The following is a 202-nucleotide window of genomic DNA, read 5'->3' as shown; positions in this document are numbered from 1 at the left end:
GTTCGGGGTGGAGCGGTTCAACAAGCAACTGCAAAACACCGTAGCTCTGGATCTGGCCGCTGCCGGCGCGGCACTGTTCCAGGCGGTGGCGAGCCATGCCCAGGAACAACCCCAATCTGACGACATAACCCTGCTACTGCTGGAACCCTCGGCAGGCAAGCACGGCTCACAGCGCCAGAGCTTTGACCTCGCGCCGGGACTC

At 63.4% G+C, this 202-nt stretch carries 1 protein-coding gene; it reads left to right on the top strand.

Annotation, left to right across the window (positions count from 1 at the left end; genetic code table 11):
* Positions 1-202: hypothetical protein (locus A3709_RS24030; RefSeq protein ID WP_197484266.1), on the top strand; the 202-nt coding region annotated here is incomplete at both ends.

The organism is Halioglobus sp. HI00S01, from assembly GCF_001635445.1.
GTDB lineage: Bacteria > Pseudomonadota > Gammaproteobacteria > Pseudomonadales > Halieaceae > Halioglobus > Halioglobus japonicus.
Note: the sequence above shows the minus strand (reverse complement) of the source record. Positions and strands in the feature narration are given on the sequence as shown.